Genomic DNA, 626 nt, shown 5'->3' on the forward strand with positions numbered 1-626 from the left:
ATGGCCAAGAATTCGCCCGTTACGCACATAAAGCATTGATGCTACAACCGAGCCGCCTTTTGCTACGAGTACAACTACATCCAGGCTCTGCGTCCCACCCTCGGCAGACTGGCTTTCCTGAACATGTCGAAGATGCTCAATCTGATCTCTTATCTCTGCGGCCTCTTCGAACTTAAGCTCTATAGAAGCCTGCTCCATTTGCGAAATAAGCCTACGGATTAATTCAGGACTCTTTCCCTGCAGAAACATCTCAACACTTTTAACATCTTCCAGGTACTCTTCGTGACTAACCAAACCGACACACGGAGCTTTGCAGCGTTTTATCTGATACTGAAGACAAGGGCGAGAGCGGTTGTTGTAATAGCTATCATGACATTGGCGAACCTTGAAGATTTTCTCAAGCATGTTCAGGCTTTCTTTTACTGAACCAGAGCTTGGAAAGGGCCCGAAATAACGTCCAACCTTCCCTTTGCTACGCGCCCTTTTCATGGATAATGAAGGGTATTCTTTATCGCTTGCCAAATAGATATAGGGGTAAGACTTATCATCTCGCAAGAGAATATTGTACGGGGGCTTAAGGGTCTTTATCTGATTCTGTTCTAGAATCAGCGCTTCTGTCTCGCTAC

Annotated in this window: 1 protein-coding gene; it reads right to left on the reverse strand. The window is 45.8% G+C overall.

All coding sequences use genetic code 11. From position 1 onward, the window contains the following. On the reverse strand, nt 1-626 hold a 626-nt coding region (locus A3761_RS06820; protein ID WP_197472916.1), incomplete at both ends, for a UvrB/UvrC motif-containing protein.

The sequence above is a fragment of the Oleiphilus sp. HI0123 genome (assembly GCF_001635315.1).